The organism is Treponema sp., from assembly GCF_017430385.1.
GTDB lineage: Bacteria > Spirochaetota > Spirochaetia > Treponematales > Treponemataceae > Treponema_D.
This window is the reverse complement of record NZ_JAFRNB010000100.1, coordinates 1-14,747: the sequence shown is the minus strand read 5'-3', so window position 1 is coordinate 14,747 and position 14,747 is coordinate 1. Positions and strand designations below refer to the sequence as shown.

Genomic DNA, 14,747 nt, shown 5'->3' with positions numbered 1-14,747 from the left:
TCAACTCAAAAATTTTTCATCCCTTGATTATATCAGGAGGAACAAATATGAAAGATATGTACGGAAATGACATCAGGTGCTATGCGGAAGGAAAAATCTGCTATACGGAGCGCGAGGCTGGAAAAGTAATCAATCAGGCCAGGCGGCATCATTATGGAAACGATGATAAAAGAGGCAAGAATATACCGAAGCGAAAATACTTTTGCACGGAATGCGGATTTTATCATCTGACCCATTACAAATATTTTATTAACGACAATAAAATAAATTACAATGAGCGTAAGTTTTATGCTCTATACTTGAAATAAGCGAGGTTTAACCAAAATGAAAAAAATCGTATTTGCGACACTCCCTTTGAAGGGGGGACTTGAAAAACGAAAATACCCTGTAGACGGAAACGCCCTTATTGAGTGCGAGGAACCTATTTACTTCGCGGTGAATCCTGCAGTTGCAAGCACTCTACAAAAAGATGATGAGATAAAAGTAATTCTTCTTGAGACAAAGGGCGGCGAGAATGCGGGCACGGAAAATGCTAAGCTTTTCATCGACGAACTTAATTCGCTCAATAAAGTCGGGGCAAAAATCAGCAAGGAAATCCTTCCAAGTGCTTTCGACCCTTCAAAAACGAATTTCCAGTTCATGTTCAAGACTCTCATCAAGGAGCTGGAAGAGGGGGCTGAGATTTATGCTGATGTCACTTACGGCCCGAAACCTCTTGCCTTTCTTCTTCTCACAGTGATTCAATTTGCTGAGAAATTCTTTGATTGCACGGTCGGCAACATCGTTTATTCAAAAGTAGAATTTGTTGGCGGAAAAATTAAAGAAGGCTCAGAAATGATTTACGATATCACGCCTTTATATCTGCTCAACTCATTCACTAACACTATTGAATCAAGCACCGGCGAAAAGGCGATTAAGGCTGTAGAATCATTGTTTGAGGACTGATTATGGCTGAGAACGAAAAGACCACAAAAGAAAAGTTCTTCGACGAAATAAATGCCCTTTATGCGGAATATGTCTCGTTGCAAGGGCAAACAAATGTCGAGAGCAAAAGACTGGCTGTCAGGGAGAAAATCCAGATTGCATTGTACAAGGTTTATGTCACCATTCCAAAAAGTGCGGAAGAAGGCGAGGACAAATCAGAAGATGTAAACTACAACTCTTATTCCGATGAGATTTTCAAAACTTCTGCGGACTGTCTTGAATCTTTCGAAAAATCCGATTCAAACGGAAAAATGTCGTTCAGTCAGTATGCCTGCTCTTCAATAAAACGACGGTTGAATTTCCTTAAACAAAAGGATTCGGCCGAACAAAAAAATGGCGGCATGAAAATTCCCGAAGATGCATTTAAAAAAGCAAAGAAAATCAAAGCTCTCGATGAGCAATATAAAAAATTCGGTTTCAAGGATGAAAAAAAACGCAACATCAAGATTGCGGACTCACTTGAAACCACGATTGAAAAAGTTGTGGAATTGAAAGCTCTTTGGGAAAGAAAAACTGTTTCACAGATTCAGACAAATGATGAAAGCGAAGAGTTTGATGTCATTGATAAAAAACAGGAGAAAAACGGCGTAGAAGAAATCCATAATGGATATTTCATGCGCCCAGCAAAAGTCTTCGAATTAAATTCGCAGCTGGAATCGCTTCTTGAAGCGATAAAGTCAGAACTGGAGGAAAAATTCAACGAATCACTGGAAGAACGTACTTACTTCACAAAAGCACTGACCGTTGATTTGTGCAGAAAGCATTTCCCACAAAGATTGGCACCCAAAAAAGATGGCAAAGACGGTCGTTTCTTGGAAGTCCGTAAAATCACAAATGAAGACAGCGAGTATATTGTGAATCTGGAAAAATTGTTCCGAAAAGCAAGTATTCTGGATTCAGCGATTTTGAATAAGCTGTTCACTGATGAAAATTACAAACTCCCGGAAATGCAGGCTTTGGAAAAGGAAGCTGATCACGCAAAATCTTATTTCTCGAAAAAGTTGGGGCGCTTTTATGATGATGTCATTGAAAGATTCGAAAAGGCAGGCTTCAACGAAGAATCTGACAAAGACTTTGCGAAGAGATTCCTGATTAGATAAAAACAAATAACAAAACATGGGGCTGTCCTAGAAGTTATCAAACTTCAGAAAGGACAGCCTTTTTTTATAGGAGAATGCGAACTATGAAAAAGAACGCAAAAAAAATCTTGGGTGGAGTCGCAGCAATAATCTGCGCAGGTATGGGAGTTATTACAGGCATTTCTGTTTATAACTCGGTTAAATTCAGCTCTCTTTCAAAGAAAATGGAAAATCTTGCCGCTGAGAAATTTATTTCTTTGAAAGAAGGTTTCGATTATCATTCGGGAGATTTCAAAAATGATTTCACCGCAAAAGATGAGATTTCTGAACGCATCCAGGATGAGCTTTCTTACAAAGGCTGGAAACTGGAGTCAAAAGACTCAATTGAATGTGAGGCTCCGAAAATCATCTACAAAGGGAATGTGGAAGGCACTTACACTCTGAACGGAGAAAATGATGAGCAATATCCTTATTACAGAAATGAAAAATATTCCCTTCCAAAAAACAAATGAAGACGGAACCCGAAAGAGAGAATACACCCCAAAAACCGCCGAGGAACTTGAGCAGGTGAAACTTACAGTTGAAAATGCAATCAACAAAGTTTTGGAAGGAAAGGTTTCTCCAGTCCGTTTCAGAAAGTCAGGGCGATTTTCAAAAAATGAAAATGAAAATCTTAGTGAAAACAAGAAATCTGAATACACGGACATTCAGGTGACGATAACGAGTGAACCAGACTTTGACAAATTCATTCCGCGAGATTACAGATTCTACAGAGATGGATTTTGTGAGAACAGATTTGAGGCTCTGTTTTATGCCATGATACTTTGTTTTTACATAATCAGCTTTGTTTCTTATTTTCTTTCTTCCAAGACAAAAAAATCCTACAGAACAAAACGGATTTTTGCGATTTTTGCTCTGGCGGGGCTTTTAATTTTCGCCAAATTTGATTTCAGAGTCGCCTCAGGACTTTTCCTTGCATTTTTGGCTCTCGTTGTTCTTTTGCACTGGTCGCTCAAGATTCTTACAAGGAACAATTTTTCCCGCAGAACATATTTCGCTATTCTTGGTGCCGTGACTGCTGTTACATTTGAATTCTTCGGCTTTCATGCGTTTAGCGGATATTATTATATGAGAATGTTTGAAAATCAGGCAAATTTTGCAATCCTTGCATTCATCTTCGTGAGCACGATTATCACATTTATTATGCTTGCCCAAAGCTGGAGAGTGATTCTGGATGAACGACCAATTGAACGCCCACAAGACTTGCAGGAAGAAAGTGCGGCTCCAAAATCGAATGAAAAGTATTTTCTTTATGGGGCCTCCGGGAACTGCAAAATCCATGATTAGCCGTCGCATTGCCGCCGCATTCAAGGATTTTTATAAAGACGGAAAATTTACCACTGAAAATGGCGGATATTTTGAATATCTGATGAATAAATTTTCCACACCAGACGAAATCTGCGGACCTGTTGACCTTTCTGCCCTCAACGAAAAACCGAGCCGTTACAACCGACAAACCGAAGGCTATCTTCCAAGTGCAAAAGTCGCTTTTCTTGATGAAATCTGGAAGAGTGGTCCTGCAATCCTGAACACTCTCCTTACGATTATAAACGAAAAGAAATTCCACAACGGAAAAAATGTCGAAAAAGTTCCGCTTGTATCGCTTTCTTCTGCTTCAAACGAGCTTCCCGAAAAGAACCGCGGCCTTGAGGCACTTTGGGACAGGTTTATCCTCCGAGTTTTTGTGAATCCTGTTACGAACGAAGATGATTTTTTCAAAGTCGTCGATGACGGAAACAAAGAGCTTGTCCTTACAGATGAACAAAAATCTGCCTTGCTTGAAATAAGTGATGTGGAAAAATGGCAAGGTGAAATAAACAAAGTTGTGCTTAGCGATGAAGCAAAAGCCGTAATCACAGCGATCCGCCAGGAACTTACCATGCTCAATGCGGACGGAAAGCACAAATCAGAAGATGGCGAAAACTATTATGTCTCAGACCGCCGCTGGAAAAAAATCGTGCATATCTTAAAAACAAGTGCGTTCTTGAACGGTCGTGACTCCGTGGATTTGATGGACTGCTCGTTGATTGAATATGCTATCTGGAATACCGACAAGCAGCATGATGAAGTAGGCGGAATTGTCGAGAAGATTTTGAAACAGAACGGAATCGGCAAATCCACTGCAATCGGAGATATTTCTGATCAGATTGATGAATTTAAGGATTCTGTTGACGAAAAATGGTTTGAATTTGTTGACGAGGTTCCTGCTAAGCCAAGCGAAGATAAAATTGTTACAATCGGAAACAAAAAATGTTATGAGTGTACACGGAATTCCGATGGAGAAACATGGTATGTTGGTGTAGGCGAAAGGGATAACTATTCTTCTTCATATCATAATATATATAGGCCAAATAAAGAGTATTATGATTATTATTCATTTACTAGAACTGGAGATACAATCAGGTGTAATTGGGACTTTACAGTAAACAAAACAAAACCAGTTCCTGCTGTTCCAGCTCATTATGATGAAAATTCACAAAAACTCTTCGAGCCAGTTGCCAAAAAGACCTTGATGGAAGCCTTTGACAAAGAAGAATACACTCCGATTGTTGAGCAAATTGACTCAGAAATCGCGGATTTGCAGAATTTCAGAGCTGAGAACGAAAAGCCTTTCACCGAGAATGCCTTTGCCAATGCAAGCAGATATAGCCCGATTCTTCTGAACAAAATTGACGAATCAATCAAAATCCTGGAAGATAAAAAACTCAAACTCAAAGAACAGCATGAGCGTTATGCTTCCGACTCAAATGTAAAATCTGATTTTGATCTTTGTGACATCATCTTGAAGAACGGTACTTTCAAAAAAGCAAAGTCTAAGGTTGCTGAGTCAGACATTATTGCAAAAGTTTGTATGAAAGGCGACACGACAGATTCAGCATTTGGTATTGCTTGGGAAAAATTCAATGATTTTGATTTTAAAAGAGCAAAGAAAAAGGCTGAGGAATATGGCAAAGATTTTTCAGAGCCGTATAATTCTGGCTGGATGTTACCGACAATTGAGCAGTTGAAGCAGATTTATGAGAATTCCCATGAAAAAAATGATTTCGATCTTTCTGGTAAATACTGGAGTTCTTCAACAAAAGGAAAAGGTGCTGCCTATTACTTTGATTTTGATGTTGGGGAAGCGGATTATACGACTTTAGACCATGAATTTAATATTCTTTTGATTCGTAAACTGGCATTGTAGCAATGAAAAAACATATTTCCGACAAATCACGCAGATTTTCTCTTCTGGCATTGGGCAAGCTTGAAAAAAAAGACAGGATGCGAAGTTTTCACGAAAGCGTTGTAAAAAAAAGCTATTCTGAGAACAAGAAAATCCGTAAGTTCGAGAAATTCGGTTCATCAAAATTCGGCGATGAAATTGAGCGGAAAGCTCTGACACAAAGCCTTGCCGATGCTCTTGACGCTACGCTTCCTGATTCTGAAAAGCTGCCGTTTGCTTCAAATTCTCAAAGCACGGAAGTTTCAAAATTTTTGCAGACGCAAAATCAGACTCAGAAAGACTTGCTTGATTTTGCAAAAAATCATTCCCAGCTGAACGAGCAGATTCAGACCGAAATCCTTGATACGCTGCAGAATTCCTACGAAGAAACTGAAATCACGAATCCCGAAAATCCCTTTTATAACGAAAATATTATTGTTCAAAAAACTCAGCGACTTTCAAACGAAGAGTTACTGAAAAATCTTGAAAGCCATAAAACTGAACTTGGGAAAACTCTAACCGGGAAAGATAATTCCGCCAATTTTGATTTTTATAAAAATGAATACGATGAGATTCTGAGACAAAATCAGGATGACAAAAAGCAAGTCCAGGATAACAAAGACAGTCATGCCGAACTTGATTCACCATCTCAAAAAGACAAGAAATCAAAAAAGAGCAAAGAAGAATTAAACCACGAATTTGAAATTCTTTCCCGAAATCTCAAATCTGATTTGCAGAAATCTCTGACCGAACGCTACATGGCATGGCAGCTTGAAGAAATCGACAAAAAACGCCGTGCTTATCTTGAAGAACTGTACAAAAAAATCGAGCAATTTAAAAAACTTGAAGAGCTACTTAAACCCTTTATAAAGGATTTTGGTCGTCTCTGGGATTTGTCGAAAGGCAATTTTGATGACTATGGTTTTGAAATCCTCAAAGATTTTGCCGATTTGCTTGAAAATGACAAATCTCTGAAAGAACTTGCGGACTTAATCGGCAGACAGGAGGCAGAAAAAGAACGCTACGAAAAAGAACTTCGGGATAAAGTCGAAATCAAAACAGAATTTCATCCGAAATCGGCATATCGTGGTCAAATCAGCGGCTTGCGGTTGAGCGGGGAAATCTCTTCCGCATTGCCGACAGAACTTGCAATGTCACAAAATCCTGTAACGAAGTTGTATTTCGCCCAGAAATTTGCAGAAAAAAAACTTCTTTCATATTCTTACACTAATCAGCAGAAATCTATCCGTGAAGAACATAAGCAGGAAGAAACAGAGAAAGCCGTAAAAGAAACTGAGCAGAAAGGACCTGTGATTATTTGTGTTGATACGAGCGGTTCAATGCACGGAACGCCTGAGCGTGTTGCAAAAACAATCACTTTCGCCCTTGCAAAAAAATGCCTTGACGAAGACCGCAAATGCTTTTTGATTTCCTTCTCAACAGAAATAGAAATTCAGGATTTGTCAGAATTTGAAAAATCAAAAGGATTGGAGGAGCTTGTAAAATTCTTGCGAAAATCTTTCAATGGCGGAACGGATGCAAGCCCTGCACTTGAAAAATCCCTTGAACTCATGCAGACAAACGAGTGGAAAAATGCCGAGGTGCTTGCCGTCACCGATGGTGAAATGGGCGGATTTTCAGCCAAACTTATTTCTGATGTGAACGCTCAAAAAGAAAAAAAATCGAAATTCTATCTTTTGGAAGTGGGGTATTCTGGAAATCCCGAAGTAATCAAAGTGTTCGATGAGCACTGGCAGTATGACACAAACGCAAGGGACGCGATGAGGCATCTTGTAAGAAAAATACACGAGATTTAAAAAAAATAAAGGAGCCGAACGCATCCGCTCCTTTCTTAAGTGTCGCCCGAAAGCTCCACCGTAAACTAAAAATTAATATATCATTTTTTGGGGAAAAAGTCAACACCAAGAATTTTGCCCAAACCATTTATGACTGTTTCAAATTCTGCGCCCCTGACCTGCATTTTTGTACCTACAGGCATTTTATTCAGCATTTCCTGCAAGGTCAGGAATTCGCGTACCAAACTTTTGCATCGCTTTGATTCTTCCATTCTGTTCAGAAGAAAAATTATCAATGCGATATAAGAAACAATGTAATTGAAATCCAAAGTTTTTATATTAAGTTCTTGTTCAAGCATTTTCTTTATGCGGTCTGGCACTTTTTGTGTTGCGAAGCGTGTGTCAAAAATTATACCGTTATGCGCTATTGCGTTCCGCAAGTCTTTGAGGGCAAAAATTATATCTGCGAGTAAAAAGCCGTCATCATTAAAATTCTTTGGAAGATTCAGTTGTTTGGAAACAGCTTCGCGAATCTTTTTATTTGCACATGAATAAAAAGTGCCGAATTCACCCAGGGTGAGGCTTTCAAATGCAGCCCAAATAGGAATGTCCCGGTCTTGATTATAAAAATGATTGACGAAATCTTTCCCAAGCATATAGTCGCGTGTGAGAGAAGAATTGATTTTCATTTCCAGATCCATTCTCTTTTTGAATTCTTTTTTATAATTGTTGCTGCCTTGTTGAAATTCATCTTTATAATAGGTGAGGGCTTCCTTATAAATGTCAGAGAGCCTTTCGCTCTGAACTTCCGCAAGAGTCGCTTCCAAAACATAGCTTTTCAAGGCATTCTCTATGAACATGAGGTTCGGATAAATCAAGCCTTTTAGCTGCATATCAAAATTATTGAGGGAAACTATCTGCGAAAAGGCAGTGAATTTAATCGGGCTGTTTGATTTCCTGATAAACCGATACCCTTTGTACCCATGATAATACCCAATGTTCCGCAAATCCTGAATCTGATTTTCTTGAACCGGGAGACCGTGAATTTCTTTAAGATGTTCCGACAAATCCTGCAAACTGTACATGAGTGTATTATTTCACATGTTATTGTATTTTTCAATTCGCTCAAAAAAGCCCAATTTTTTTAGGGCTCTTTTTTTCCAATAGCACAGGAAGATGAAAATTGCTATCATAAGACGAAATGAAGAAAAATACCTTTTTTGCAGTCTTTTTGATTCCAGTGATTTTTATCTCCTGTGCAAAGCAACTTCCCAAGTCAGATTCACCTCTGGAACTGGAAGGACTTTCATACAAAAAATCTCTTCCATTAACTTATGCAAAACAGCTTCAAATTGATGAATATCATTCTGACATTGGAACGGAGCAGCGAAGCTTCAACCAGCCTGTCGAAATGACCTCAGAATCATCGGCAAAATCAGAAAATGATCAAAAATCTTCTATATATATAGTCACAATCTCTGGCACCGACCGCTATATTCTTCTTCCAAAAGATTGCCCGGTTCCCAAAAATCTTCCTTCCGAAGTCACCGTAATCCGAACGCCTGTCACGAACGCCTATCTTTGCGCTTCCTCTGCAATGGCATTGTGGAACAGACTCGGCTCGCTGGATTCAATCAAATTCTCCGCAATTCAAAAAAAAGACTGGTATGTTCCAGAAGCCACTCGCGCGATGGGCGAAGGCAAAATCCTCTACGCCGGAAAGTACAACGCCCCAGACTTTGAGCTTTTATTAAAAGAAAATTGCTCGCTCGCAATCGAATCCACGATGATTTATCACACGCCACAAATCAAAGAAAAACTGGAGTCGCTTGGAATCTCGGTCTTCGTGGACAAATCGAGCTATGAAGAAAACCCTCTCGGCCGCATGGAATGGATCAAACTCTACGGACTAATATGCAAAAAGCAAGAGCAAGCCGAAGACTTCTTTCAGAAACAAGTCGCAAGAATCGAAACAAATACCGCTTCTCAAAAAATCCCCACAAAATCAGTAAGTTTCTTCTATATAACAAGCAACGGCATGGTCGTAATCCGGGGCAGCGAAGACTACATCGTAAAAATGATTGAAATGGCAGGCGGTGAATACGCTTTCAAAAACACCCGCAAAAGCTCCTCGCCCTCAGTCACAATCCCAATGGAACAGTTCTACGCCCAGTGCGCTTCTTCTGACATTCTGATTTACAATTCCTCGATAGACAACACCCTCCACAGCAAAGCCGACCTGCTTTCAAAAAGCCCTCTCTTCGCCGACTTCAAAGCCGTCCAAAATGACGAAATCTGGATGACAGGAAAATACCTCTACCAGGCCACAGACCGAATCGGCGACATGATCCTAGACCTGCGCGCGATTATCACAGGCCAGACGGAGCAGATGAGCTTCCTGGAGCGGGTGGAGTAGAACGGATTTTGGGGAAAGTCGTGGTCTGCAATGGGGATGCTTATAGAAAGAACTCTGATTCTATGGTATTCTAAATTATGCTTCATTCGATGATTCAAAAAACATGTGCATATCTTTTTAGTCTTCCGATCGTATGCAAAAAGATTTTGACAATCATTTTTTGGATGTAATTACAGGCTTAATTCAGGATTCAATTTATAAGAGTGATTTTGATAAGTTTTTGGAAGATGGAAAATCTGTTTTAGAGGAAGAATAAAATGCACAAATTTAATATAAACAATTCCCGTTACCCCCTAATCTTCTCCCTCTTCCTCATTCTCCTGGCTCTGGCAAGCATTCTCTCCCTCTGTACAGGAAATGTCTCCATCCCGCCAGCCCGCATTTTCGGGATTCTTTTCGGCGGGGAGGGTGGCTCTTTCTCCGTGCAGGAAATCAACATCATCACAAAAATCCGTCTTCCGCGCCTGATTATGGCCGGCATTTTGGGCGGTGCGCTTTCTCTTTCTGGATTCTTGCTCCAGACTTATTTTCAGAACCCAATCGCGGGGCCTTTTGTGCTTGGTATTTCTTCGGGCGCAAAAATGTGCGTGGCTGCCAGCATGATTTTTTTCCTTAAAAACGGAATCGCACTTTCTTCGGTTTCGCTCGTGGGTGCGGCTTTTTTGGGTGCGCTTATTTCAACGTCTTTTATCCTGCTTGTTGCCCGCAAAGTCAATCACATCGGCTCTCTTTTGGTCTCTGGAATCATGATCGGCTATGTCACTTCCGCAATCACTGACTTTTTCATTGCATTTGCCGAAGATTCTGACATCGCAAACTTGCACGGCTGGTCAAAGGGCAGCTTTTCGGGCTTTGACATGGCTGACTGTGCTGTTTCTGGTTCAATCATTTTCGTCGCTCTCGTCTGTGTCTTTTTGCTCGCAAAGCCAATCGGAGCTTATCTTATGGGTGAAACTTATGCCCGAACGATGGGCGTGAACACAAAAATCTTCCGTCCGATTCTGATTCTTCTTTCAAGCGTGCTTTCTGCCACAGTCACGGCATTCGCAGGTCCGGTCTCTTTCGTGGGAATCGCGGTTCCTTTCCTGGTCAAGCAGCTTTTACGCACCGCAAGGCCACTCATTGTGATTCCGGCTTCTTTTTTGGGCGGGGCAGTTTTCTGTATCTTCTGTGATTTGATTGCGCGGAGCTTGTTTTCGCCTCTGGAACTCAGTATCAGCACTGTCACGTCATTTTTCGGAGCACCTATCGTGATTTTTATGATTGTCCGGCGAAGGAAGGGGGAGAGATAGTTTTGAAAAAAGACCTTCTGCTTCTCTGATGACAGTTTCCCCAATATATAGTATAATTCAATGTATTTTAAGGAGAATACTTATGAAGAAATCAATCATTTTTGGTGCTTTAGTCGCTTTGAGTGCGTTGACTGCTTTCGCAGAGCCAATTACAAAGGAATCAATCAGAACAAATACCGAAAAATTCCTCAACGGAAAGGGCGAATACATCAGAGCTTCATTCACAGCTGAAAATAATGATATCGTTTTGTATATACCTCGTGATAAAATTAAGAACCTTGAGATTCGCGAGTCAAAAGGCGTGAGCCTGATTTTCATCAACGCAGATGTCCAGTTCTATGACCAGAAAATTTCTGCAATCGGATTCGGCAACATCCAGAAAGATGAATCTGACAAATATTCACTTGCCGTCAAAGCAAATGATATTTCCGTCGATGCAAACGGCAACCTTATCATCAAGAAGAACTAACTTCATAAATGATAGAAATTAAAAATCTCGCAGTCGGTTATGACAAATCCCCTCTCCAAAAACCGTTTTCTCTTAAAATTGAGAGGGGTGAGATTCTTGCGCTTATCGGGCCGAACGGGTCTGGAAAATCCACGCTCATAAAGACCCTGATTAAAGAGCTTTCTCCCGTTGAGGGGGCAGTTTTTCTTGGCGGAAAAAATCTGAGCGAGCTTTCTCTCAAAGTCTTTTCCAGACAGACCTCGGCATTGCTCACGGTACCCATAAAGCCGGAGCTGATGACTTGCCGGGAAGTGGTCAGTTCGGGCCGTTATCCGTTCACTGGCCGCTTCGCCGTTCTTAAAGCAGAAGATGAAAAAAAGGTCGATGAAGCGATTTCTCTTGTTCAGGCGCAGGATTTTGCTCACAAAGATTTCATGAAGGTGAGCGACGGTCAGAAACAGCGGATAATGTTTGCGCGAGCGTTGTGCCAGAACCCAAGGCTTTTGGTTTTAGATGAGCCGACAAGCTATCTGGACATAAAATGGCGGCTTGAACTGCTTAAAATCCTCGAAAAATTGAGCGGGCAGGGAGTGACGATAATTGCTTCCATGCACGAAATCGACCTCGCCCTGAAAATTTCTCACCGCATTTTGTGCATCGGGCCGGGCGAAATCACGGAACTTTCCCGCAATGAAACTGAATGTAAAAATCAGATTTGCGCCCTCTACAATCTTTCGGAACAGGATTACGCCGAAACATTTTACGAAGGTTTAGTAAAGCAATTTTGTGATAAAAATAAAAGTGAGGGGGAAAGCCTTCCCCCTGTGTCGCACTTCGTTGCGCCGACACCCCCATCTCCTAAGGGGACTTACCCCTTAAAATCCCCGAAAAGCGCGGCCGCGGTTCAGGCTCAGCCTTCACCGAGACTCGCTCAAAACTCACCTCGTGAGTTTTGCCGGCTACGCCGTCGCTCGCTACCCGCAACACCCCCATCTACTAGAGACTATGCCCCTAAAACCCCAATAAATGTATCCATCATGGTGCAGGGCACAATGTCCAGTGCAGGAAAATCTTTCCTTGTGGCGGGATTGTGCCGGATTTTTAATCAGGATGGATTTTCTGTTGCGCCGTTCAAGTCTCAGAATATGGCACTTAATTCCTTTGTAACTAACGAAGGTTTGGAAATGGGGCGCGCTCAGGTTATGCAGGCTGAGGCAGCCGGAGTAGAGCCGAGTGTTCTTATGAATCCGATTCTGCTCAAACCCAACAGTGACACAGGAAGCCAGGTAATTGTAAACGGCGAAGTGCTTGGCGACATGAGCGCAAAAGATTATTTTGCATACAAAAAAAATCTCGTGCCTCACATCATGAAAGCCTACAATCAGCTTACAGCCGAACACGAGATTATCGTGCTTGAAGGGGCTGGAAGTCCTGCCGAAATCAACCTAAAAGAAAATGACATCGTGAACATGGGCATGGCGAAAATGTCTGACAGCCCTGTGATTCTTGTCGCTGATATTGACCGTGGCGGAGTTTTTGCCCAGGTTTTAGGAACAATTGAGCTTCTTACGCCAGAAGAGCGGAACCGGGTTAAAGGCTTTGTTATCAATAAATTCCGTGGTGACAAATCAATTTTGGACAGCGGAATCCGTATGCTCGAAGAAAAAACATGTATTCCTTGTGTCGGAACGCTCCCATATATGAAGATACAGCTTGATGATGAGGATTCACTGTCTACTAATTTGTACACCCTGACACAATTTCGAGATAAAAAAGACGAAATTCAGCTGGCTATCGTTCGTTTGCCTCATATTTCTAACTTCACGGACTTCATTCCGCTCCAAAACCTACCTTTCGTTAATTTGTATTATGCTGCGGAACCCAAAGATTTAGGTAATCCGGACTGCATTATCATTCCAGGCACAAAGAATACACTCGATGATTTACAGTGGCTCAAGGACTGTGGGCTTGCAGAACTCATCCAATCCGAAGCCAAAAAAGGCACGCCAGTCGTTGGAATTTGCGGCGGATTTCAAATCCTCGGAGAAAAGTTGGAAACGGAAAGTGGAAAGTGGAAAGTGGAAAGCGGGGTTATGGATAGGGAAGCCGTTTCTGCCGAGGAAAGTTTTTCTTCAGGGCTTTCATTGTTGCCTGTTTCTACGGTCTTTTCTTCACAGAAGACTCGCACTCGTGTTTCGGGAAAAGTCATGCAAGTGGAAAGTGGAAAACGGAAAACGGAAAACTCGATTTTTTCTCCGCTTGCAGGACTTTTGGTTTCTGGGTATGAAATTCATCAGGGGCAGACGGAGTTTCTCAGTGGTGCGGAGCAGGCTTATTTTTCTCAGATTACGGATTCCGTTTCTGGGGAGACTAAGTTTGATGGGGCAGTTTCGGGCAATGTTTTCGGCACTTACATTCATGGGCTTTTCGATGAAGCGGAATTCCGCTCAAAATTCTTGGAAATTCTTGCGGCTCGAAAGGGAATTGATTCAGAAAAATGGTCACAAATTTTCAACGAAAGCGAAAAATCTTCAAGTGGCATGAAAAATTCTTTAAAATCCGCATCATCTGGCATGTCAGAAAGCACTTTTTCGGGCAAAAATTTCCATTCTATTCAGGAATTTAAGGAAACTCAGTACAATCTTCTTGCCGAAACGCTCCGAAAGCATCTTGATATGAAGAAAATTTATGAAATCATGGGGCTCCCGAGAAGTGCAGATTAACATTTGTCGCGATTAATCCGTGTTTCCTTGGGCTTGAAAAATCATCTTAGAACTAAAGTTCCAGTTCTGGGGCGAAAAATCCACTTACAAAAATCTTCCAAAAATGTAGAATAAACTGATTTTTGGCAACGAGGCCGTTCTGATTTTTTCAGGACGGCTTTTTTATTTTGCTGCGGGTTTTAGGGTGCAACCCTAATAGAAGGGGTAGCGGAAAACGCGCAGCGGTTGGAGCGTGGGGAAGGCTTTCCCCCACATATTGAGGAATTATTATGAAACTTACACCCAGAGAAACTGAAAAACTCTTGCTTTCGTATGCTGGTTTTGTGGCGGAAAGGCGGAAAGAGCGTGGTTTGAAGCTCAATTATGTGGAGGCGGTGGCTTATATTTCTTCGGCTTTGATGGAAAAGGCCCGCGACGGAAAATCTGTGACCCAGCTTATGCAGGAAGGCGCAAAACTTCTGACGACCGCAGATGTTATGGAAGGCGTGGCTGATATGATAAATGAAGTTCAACTTGAGGCAACTTTCCCAGACGGAACAAAACTCGTTACGGTTCACAATCCGATTCGGGAAGTTGAGTAGGCGGAGGTATTATGAAAATTGGTGAAGTAATTTCCTGCAATAAGACGATTGAATTGAACCTGGGACGAAAGACGATTCAGCTTGATGTGACGAATAAGGGCGACCGGCCTGTTCAGGTTGGCTCGCATTTTCATTTTTATGAGGTGAACGGACTTCTTTCTTT

15 protein-coding genes are annotated in these 14,747 nt (G+C 41.5%); 14 read left to right on the top strand and 1 reads right to left on the bottom strand.

The genetic code is table 11. The features are described 5' to 3' along the window. Nucleotides 1-47 precede the first annotated feature (47 nt). The 7 genes from IJJ71_RS06875 to IJJ71_RS06845 all read left to right on the top strand — a co-directional run bounded on the left by IJJ71_RS06875 (nucleotide 48) and on the right by IJJ71_RS06845 (nucleotide 7,145). Nucleotides 48-308: a hypothetical protein gene (locus IJJ71_RS06875; protein ID WP_296846090.1), complete on the top strand. Its 261-nt coding sequence runs from the start codon at nucleotides 48-50 to the stop codon at nucleotides 306-308. 16 nt (nucleotides 309-324) lie between these two features. Then, nucleotides 325-945, top strand: coding sequence for a TM1812 family CRISPR-associated protein (locus IJJ71_RS06870; RefSeq protein ID WP_296846089.1), 621 nt, complete (start codon nucleotides 325-327; stop codon nucleotides 943-945). Nucleotides 946-947: 2 nt separating this feature from the next. Continuing rightward, a complete protein-coding gene (locus tag IJJ71_RS06865) occupies nucleotides 948-2,084 on the top strand; it encodes a hypothetical protein (protein ID WP_296846088.1) in 1,137 nt (378 codons plus the stop codon). 83 nt (nucleotides 2,085-2,167) lie between these two features. After that, entirely contained in the window at nucleotides 2,168-2,575 is a 408-nt protein-coding gene (locus IJJ71_RS06860) for a hypothetical protein (RefSeq protein ID WP_296846087.1), read from the top strand. After that, nucleotides 2,520-3,410: a hypothetical protein gene (locus IJJ71_RS06855; RefSeq protein ID WP_296846086.1), complete on the top strand. Its 891-nt coding sequence runs from the start codon at nucleotides 2,520-2,522 to the stop codon at nucleotides 3,408-3,410. The genes IJJ71_RS06860 and IJJ71_RS06855 overlap by 56 nt, the downstream gene beginning before the upstream one ends. Then, nucleotides 3,358-5,310: an AAA family ATPase gene (locus IJJ71_RS06850; protein ID WP_296846085.1), complete on the top strand. Its 1,953-nt coding sequence runs from the start codon at nucleotides 3,358-3,360 to the stop codon at nucleotides 5,308-5,310. The genes IJJ71_RS06855 and IJJ71_RS06850 overlap by 53 nt, the downstream gene beginning before the upstream one ends. A gap of 2 nt (nucleotides 5,311-5,312) precedes the next feature. Further along, entirely contained in the window at nucleotides 5,313-7,145 is a 1,833-nt protein-coding gene (locus tag IJJ71_RS06845; RefSeq protein ID WP_296846084.1) for a VWA domain-containing protein, read from the top strand. An 80-nt stretch (nucleotides 7,146-7,225) separates the two neighbouring features. On the opposite strand, the gene IJJ71_RS06840 is transcribed toward IJJ71_RS06845, so the two are convergent. After that, nucleotides 7,226-8,209, bottom strand: coding sequence for an Abi family protein (locus IJJ71_RS06840; RefSeq protein WP_296846083.1), 984 nt, complete (start codon nucleotides 8,207-8,209; stop codon nucleotides 7,226-7,228). Between the two features lie 116 nt (nucleotides 8,210-8,325). Between IJJ71_RS06840 and IJJ71_RS06835 the strand changes: the two genes are divergently transcribed. The 7 genes from IJJ71_RS06835 to IJJ71_RS14940 form a co-directional block, all read left to right on the top strand. After that, nucleotides 8,326-9,540 (top strand): ABC transporter substrate-binding protein, encoded by a 1,215-nt coding sequence (locus IJJ71_RS06835; RefSeq protein ID WP_296846082.1) that lies wholly within the window; start codon nucleotides 8,326-8,328, stop codon nucleotides 9,538-9,540. 133 nt (nucleotides 9,541-9,673) lie between these two features. Then, nucleotides 9,674-9,796 (top strand): hypothetical protein, encoded by a 123-nt coding sequence (locus IJJ71_RS06830; RefSeq protein ID WP_296846081.1) that lies wholly within the window; start codon nucleotides 9,674-9,676, stop codon nucleotides 9,794-9,796. A 1-nt stretch (nucleotide 9,797) separates the two neighbouring features. Then, nucleotides 9,798-10,832 carry a FecCD family ABC transporter permease gene (locus IJJ71_RS06825; protein ID WP_296846080.1) on the top strand — a complete coding sequence of 345 codons (1,035 nt, stop codon included), beginning with the start codon at nucleotides 9,798-9,800 and terminating at the stop codon, nucleotides 10,830-10,832. An 82-nt stretch (nucleotides 10,833-10,914) separates the two neighbouring features. After that, nucleotides 10,915-11,301, top strand: coding sequence for a hypothetical protein (locus tag IJJ71_RS06820; protein ID WP_296846079.1), 387 nt, complete (start codon nucleotides 10,915-10,917; stop codon nucleotides 11,299-11,301). 8 nt (nucleotides 11,302-11,309) lie between these two features. Further along, on the top strand, nucleotides 11,310-14,003 hold the full coding sequence (locus IJJ71_RS06815) for a cobyric acid synthase (RefSeq protein ID WP_296846078.1): 2,694 nt from the start codon (nucleotides 11,310-11,312) through the stop codon (nucleotides 14,001-14,003). 269 nt (nucleotides 14,004-14,272) lie between these two features. Beyond that, the gene (gene ureA, locus IJJ71_RS06810) at nucleotides 14,273-14,584 is read left to right on the top strand and encodes an urease subunit gamma (RefSeq protein ID WP_296846077.1); all 312 of its coding nucleotides are present in this window, start codon (nucleotides 14,273-14,275) and stop codon (nucleotides 14,582-14,584) included. An 11-nt stretch (nucleotides 14,585-14,595) separates the two neighbouring features. Then, a partial coding sequence (locus tag IJJ71_RS14940) for an urease subunit beta (protein WP_367113227.1) occupies nucleotides 14,596-14,747 on the top strand: 152 nt, incomplete at its 3' end.